The organism is Tersicoccus phoenicis (assembly GCF_001968835.1).
Lineage (GTDB): Bacteria > Actinomycetota > Actinomycetes > Actinomycetales > Micrococcaceae > Tersicoccus > Tersicoccus phoenicis.
The window spans coordinates 1-301 of the sequence record NZ_MRDE01000103.1; the positions used below are offsets into that span (position 1 = coordinate 1).

Below are 301 nucleotides of genomic sequence, written 5' to 3' on the forward strand. Positions count from 1 at the left end.
CCACGACCTTGATGGTCCGGGTCCGCCGGTACCGGTGTGTTACCTGCCGTCGGACGTGGCGGCAGGACACGTCGAAGGCCGCGGCGCCGCGGGCGAAGATCACCCGTGGCGGGGTGGGCTGGGCGCTGACCGGTGTGGTCGTGGACCACCTGTTGACGACGCGTGAATACTGACCCCTGTGCGTCGGATGAATTTTGACCCTCGGCGTGTGAACCCTTGGAGGGTGATAGCAGTGGAAGATTGGGCCGAGATCCGTCGTCTGCATCGAGCGGAGGGCATGCCGATCAAGGAGATCGTGCGC

1 pseudogene is annotated in these 301 nt (G+C 65.4%); it reads left to right on the forward strand.

Annotated elements, in window-relative coordinates:
* Positions 1-164, forward strand: a pseudogene (locus tag BKD30_RS16005) (ISL3 family transposase); the annotation flags it as partial.
* Between the last annotated feature and the right edge of the window lie 137 nt (positions 165-301).